This window comes from Roseateles sp. P5_E11 (assembly GCF_054049355.1).
Window position 1 is genome coordinate 1 of sequence record NZ_JBFUMO010000405.1, and the last position, 5,413, is coordinate 5,413.

Annotated in this window: 5 protein-coding genes; 4 read left to right on the forward strand and 1 reads right to left on the reverse strand. The window is 66.5% G+C overall.

What is annotated here, in order from left to right; genetic code table 11:
- The coding region (locus tag ACXJKR_RS23110) for an FAD-dependent oxidoreductase (RefSeq protein WP_457324801.1) at positions 1–164 on the reverse strand (164 nt) is incomplete at its 3' end.
- Between the two features lie 164 nt (positions 165–328).
- Between ACXJKR_RS23110 and ACXJKR_RS23115 the strand changes: the two genes are divergently transcribed.
- From ACXJKR_RS23115 to ACXJKR_RS23130, 4 genes are read left to right on the forward strand one after another with little or no spacing between them, the layout of a single operon-like run.
- Positions 329–997 (forward strand): Crp/Fnr family transcriptional regulator, encoded by a 669-nt coding sequence (locus ACXJKR_RS23115; protein WP_056196243.1) that lies wholly within the window; start codon positions 329–331, stop codon positions 995–997.
- A 16-nt stretch (positions 998–1,013) separates the two neighbouring features.
- Positions 1,014–3,401, forward strand: coding sequence for a DNA translocase FtsK (locus ACXJKR_RS23120; RefSeq protein WP_457324797.1), 2,388 nt, complete (start codon positions 1,014–1,016; stop codon positions 3,399–3,401).
- Positions 3,398–4,003 (forward strand): outer membrane lipoprotein chaperone LolA, encoded by a 606-nt coding sequence (lolA, locus tag ACXJKR_RS23125; RefSeq protein WP_457324799.1) that lies wholly within the window; start codon positions 3,398–3,400, stop codon positions 4,001–4,003. The genes ACXJKR_RS23120 and lolA overlap by 4 nt, the downstream gene beginning before the upstream one ends.
- Positions 4,000–5,295: a replication-associated recombination protein A gene (locus ACXJKR_RS23130; RefSeq protein ID WP_457324800.1), complete on the forward strand. Its 1,296-nt coding sequence runs from the start codon at positions 4,000–4,002 to the stop codon at positions 5,293–5,295. Before lolA ends, ACXJKR_RS23130 begins: the two co-directional genes overlap by 4 nt.
- The last annotated feature ends 118 nt before the right edge of the window (positions 5,296–5,413 follow it).

The following is a 5,413-nucleotide window of genomic DNA, read 5'->3' on the forward strand; positions in this document are numbered from 1 at the left end:
GGCCAGTTGTCGACCTCCGTCGTGGTCATGAGTTGACCCCCTTGGGCCATGCCCGTGATCAGCGTAGGCTTGAGATTAGCGCGTGCAGCGTAGATGGCGGCGGTGTAGCCGGCGGGGCCGGAACCGAGGATAAGCAGGCCGTGGTGTTGGGTCGTAGCGGTCATGGCAGGGAAGGTGAGGGCGGGTTAACGGCTCGCAAGGTAGTCTTAGGGGTGAAAACCCCGGCCTTACCCGATGCGGAGAAGCCTGCCGCGTGTGCACAATGCACGCCATTTTAGGCAGGCGCATTTCTTGCCGCTTGCCTGGGGCCCAAACCTGGAGACTGCATATGGCGATGATTTCCAACCTCGACCTGATCCGCCGTGTTCCGCTGTTCTCGATGCTGACCACCGATCAGGCCCAATCCATCGCCGACAGCGTCGTCAAGCGCCGCTTCAAGCGCGGCGAACTGATCGTCGAGCAGGGCACCAAGTCCAACGCCCTCTTCATCCTGCTCAACGGCCGTGCCCGCGTGCTGACGGCCGACCACCGCGGCCGCGAGGTCATTCTTGCCGTGCTGCAGTCGGGCGACTACGTGGGCGAGATGAGCCTCATCGACAACGAGCCCCATTCGGCCACGGTGCGCGCCGAGGTGCAGACCGACATGCTGGTGCTCGGCCGCCTGGAGTTCGCGCGCTGCCTGCCCGAGAGCAGCAGCCTCTCCTACGGCATCCTGCGCGGGCTGGTGGCGCGCTTGCGCAATGCCGACCGGCAGATCGAGTCCCTGGCGCTGCTTGACGTCTATGGCCGCGTGGCGCGCACGCTGCTGGACATGTCCGAGGACGAGAAGGGCATCAAGCTCATCCGCGGCAAGGTTTCGCGCCAGGACATGGCCAAGGTCGTGGGTGCCTCGCGCGAGATGGTCAGCCGGGTCATGAAGGACCTGGAAGAGCGCGGCGTCATTGAAACGCTTGAGAACGGTTCGGTGGTCATCAAGGAACGGCTGACCCACGATTGACGGCGACAATGCGGGGATGAGTTTTCCCCTCGGTTCCCTGCTGGGCGGTGACGATGCCGCCGGCGAGCCCGCCGCTCCCGCCAAACCCACCCGCCGCCAGGCGCCCAAGCGCGAAGTGGCCCCGCCGTCAGCCGCCTCGCGGCTGCTGCGCACGCCGCTGTGGCTGGCGTTGACGGCCCTGCTGCTCGCGCTGCTCGTGCTGGCGATGGCGACGCACGACCTGCGCGACGCTGCCTTCAGCACCAGCGGCCAGCGAGACCTCGTCGGCAACCGCGTTGGCAGCTTTGGCGCCTGGTTATCGGACGGCCTGCTGTTCCTGTTCGGCTTTTCCGCCTGGTGGTTGCCGCTGCTGGCCCTGCGCGGCTGGCTGCGCAGCCTGGCCGGGCTGTTGCGCCATGACGTGGACCCCGTGCTGCGCTGGAGCCAGCGCGCGCGGTTCTGGGCTGGCATCGTGCTGCTCATCGGCGCGAGTTGCGCGCTGGAGTGGAGCCGCCTCTATGCCCTCGAGGCGCGCCTGCCCGGCCATGCCGGCGGCCTGGTCGGCTATGCGCTCGGGCCCCTGGGTATGAGGGGCCTGGGCTTTGCCGGCTCCGGCGTTGTCTGGATCGTGCTGCTGCTGACCGGCATGGCCTGGGCATTCCGCTTCTCCTGGGGGCATTTGGCGGAGCGCATCGGTGAGCGTATCGAGCAGTTGCGCGAGAAGCGCATCGAGCAGCGCGAGATGAAGGCCGATCAGAAGGCCGGTGAGCAGGCGGTGAAGGAGCGCGAGCAGGAGGTCGAGGTCGAGCGCCAAGCCGAACGCCAGTGGGAACAAGGTGGAGCCGACCACGCGCCGCTCGTCATCGAGGCGCCGGTCGTCGAGGTGCCCCAGTCCACGCGGGTGGCCAAGGAGCGCCAGCAGACGTTGTTCGTCGACGCCGGCGACGCCAAGCTCCCGCAAGTTGACTTGCTGGACGCCGCGCCCGGCCGCCAGGAGACGGTCACGCCTGAATCGCTGGAAATGACCAGCCGCCTCATCGAGAAGAAGCTGCGCGACTTCGGCGTCGAGGTGCATGTGGTCGCCGCATCCCCCGGCCCGGTCATCACGCGCTATGAGATCGAACCGGCCACCGGTGTGAAGGGCTCGCAGATCGTCGGCCTCGCCAAGGACCTGGCGCGCTCCTTGAGCCTTGTGTCCATCCGCGTCGTCGAGACCATCCCGGGCAAGAACTACATGGCGCTGGAGCTGCCCAACGCGCGCCGCCAGACCATCCGCCTGTCCGAAATCCTCGGCTCGCAGGTCTACGCGGACGCGTCGTCCCAGCTGACCATGGGCCTGGGCAAGGACATCGTCGGCCTGCCCATCGTCGCCGACCTTGCCAAGATGCCGCATTGCCTCGTGGCCGGCACGACCGGTTCGGGCAAGTCAGTGGGCATCAACGCGATGATCCTCAGCCTGCTCTACAAGGCCGAGGCCCGTGATGTGCGCCTCATCCTCATCGACCCCAAGATGCTGGAGATGAGCGTCTACGAAGGCATCCCGCATCTGCTGGCACCGGTCGTGACGGACATGAAGCAGGCCAGCAATGCGCTGAACTGGTGCGTTGGCGAGATGGAGCGGCGCTACAAGCTCATGTCCAAGATGGGCGTGCGCAACCTCGCCGGCTACAACAAGAAGATCGACGAGGCCAAGGCCAACGGCATCAGCATTCCGAATCCGTTCGCGCTGAACAACGAAGAACCCGAACCGCTGGAGCGTCTGCCGTTCATCGTCGTCGTCATCGACGAACTGGCCGACCTGATGATGGTCGTCGGCAAGAAGATCGAGGAACTGATCGCTCGCCTGGCGCAGAAGGCGCGCGCGGCCGGCATCCACCTGATCCTGGCCACGCAGCGGCCGTCGGTGGACGTCATCACCGGCCTCATCAAGGCCAACATCCCGACCCGCCTGTCCTTCCAGGTCAGCTCCAAGATCGACAGCCGCACCATCCTCGACCAGATGGGCGCCGAGGCGCTGCTCGGCATGGGCGACATGCTCTACATGCCCTCGGGCACCGGCCTGCCCATCCGCGTGCATGGCGCCTTTGTCAGCGACGACGAGGTGCACCGCGTTGTGGAGTACATCAAGTCCCAGGGCGAACCGAATTACATCGAAGGCATTCTCGAAGGTGGCGTGCTCGACGGCATCGACGGCGAGGCGCCGGCGCCGGGCGAGGCCGGCGGTGAGCAAGACCCCATGTACGACCAGGCCGTGGCTATCGTCCTACAACATCGCAAGGCTTCCATCTCGCTGGTGCAACGCCATCTGCGCATAGGCTACAACCGCGCCGCGCGGCTGCTGGAGCAGATGGAAAACTCCGGCCTCGTTGGCGCGCTGGCATCCAACGGCAGCCGTGAACTGATCATTCCTAAACGAGACGAATGAAGAAACTCCTGCTCTCCCTGACGCTGCTCATTGCTGGCATCGCCCACGCCGATGCGGTCGATGCGCTGCGCGACTTCGGCCGCGACGTGAAGAGCGGCAAGGCCAATTTCACGCAAACGGTGACGTCGCCCGACGGCAAACGCAAGAAGGTCTCTTCAGGCAGCTTCGAGTTCGAGCGGCCCAACCGCTTTCGCTTTGCCTATGCCAAGCCCTTCGAGCAAGTCATCGTCGCCGATGGCCACAAGGTCTGGATCTATGACGCCGACCTCAACCAGGCCAGCTCGCGCAAGCTGGGTGAAGCGCTGGGTGCCACGCCAGCGGCCCTGCTTGCTGGCAGCAATCTTGAACGCGACTTCACGCTGAAGGCCCAAGCAAGTGACGGCGGCCTGGATTGGGTGCAGGCGCTGCCCAAGCAGGCCGAATCGACGATCCAGTCGCTCAAGCTCGGCTTCAAGGGCAAGGAGCTGGCGGCCATGGAGATCGTCGACAGCTTCGGCCAGCGCTCACGGCTGGACTTCAGCGCCGTGCAGGCCAATGTGCCAGTGGCGGCCGAGCGCTTCCAGTTCAAGCTGCCGGCCGGGGCCGATCTCATCGAGCAGTGAGCACCACGTCCCTTTTCGATGCCGACCCGCCCGCGCAGCCGCTGGCCGAACGGCTGCGCCCGAAGACGCTGGACGAGGTCATCGGCCAGCGCCATCTGCTCGGCCCCGGCATGCCGCTGCGCGCGGCCTTCGAGGCGGGGCGGCTGCAGAGCATGATCCTGTGGGGCCCGCCCGGTGTCGGCAAGACGACGCTGGCGCGCCTGGTGGCCGGCGCCTTCGACGCGCAGTTCATCGCCATCTCGGCCGTGCTGGGCGGCGTGAAGGACATCCGCGAGGCGGTGGACCGCGCCCAGATTGCAGCCCAGCAGGGCCGGCGTACGGTGGTCTTCGTTGACGAGGTGCACCGCTTCAACAAGGCCCAGCAGGACGCCTTCCTGCCGCATGTCGAGTCCGGCCTGTTCACCTTCATCGGCGCGACGACCGAGAACCCCAGCTTCGAAGTCAACTCGGCGCTGCTGTCGCGCGCCCAGGTGCAGGTGCTGAAGAGCCTGGACGCGAGCGAGCTGCAGGAGCTGATCGAACGTGGCGCCAGGGAGCTCGGTGTCGAGGCGCCGACGAAGGAAGCCGCCGACCGACTGATTGGCTACGCTGACGGCGATGCGCGCCGGCTGCTGAACGCCCTGGAGTCCGCCGCGTCGCTCGCCAATGGCGCCCGCATCGACGAAGCACTGCTGGAGCGGACCCTCGGCGAACAGCTGCGCCGCTACGACAAGGGTGGCGACCAGTTCTACGACGTCATCAGCGCCCTGCACAAGTCGGTTCGTGGCAGCAATCCCGATGCGGCGCTCTACTGGTTCGTGCGCATGGTGGATGGCGGCGTCGACGCCCGCTACATCGCGCGCAGGCTGATCCGCATGGCCAGCGAGGACATCGGCCTGGCSGACCCGCGCGCGCTGCGCATCACGCTGGATGCGGCTGACACTTACGAGCGCCTGGGCACGCCCGAGGGTGAACTCGCCTTGGCCGAGGCAGTCGTCTACCTCGCCATCGCGCCCAAGTCCAATGCCGTCTACAAGGCCTTCAACGCGGTGAAGGCCTTCATCAAGCAGGACCAGACGCGGCCGGTGCCCGAGCATCTGCGCAATGCGCCGACGCGGCTGATGAAGGATCTGGGCTATGGCAAGGCCTATCGCTACGCGCATGACGAGCCGGGCGGCTACGCGGCCGGTGAGCAATACCTGCCTGACGGGCTTGAAGGCCAGCGCTGGTACGAACCCGTGCCGCGCGGGCTGGAACTGCGCATTGCCGACAAGCTGGCCGAGCTGCGCCGCCTGGATGATGAAGCGACTTAGCGCGGCCCTGCTCGCGCTGTGCGCCTTGGCTGCACACGCGGCCGATGGCCCGAYGCTGACCCGCGTGCGCGACACCGGCGTCATCGTCATTGGCTACAGGCCGGCCTCTCTGCCTTTC

What these genes read in the sequence shown, in the direction of transcription:
- ACXJKR_RS23115 (WP_056196243.1), top strand. Translation starts at nt 329, where the DNA reads ATGGCGATGATTTCCAACCTCGACCTGATCCGCCGTGTTCCGCTGTTC.
- ACXJKR_RS23120 (WP_457324797.1), top strand. Translation starts at nt 1,014, where the DNA reads ATGAGTTTTCCCCTCGGTTCCCTGCTGGGCGGTGACGATGCCGCCGGC.
- lolA (WP_457324799.1), top strand. Translation starts at nt 3,398, where the DNA reads ATGAAGAAACTCCTGCTCTCCCTGACGCTGCTCATTGCTGGCATCGCC.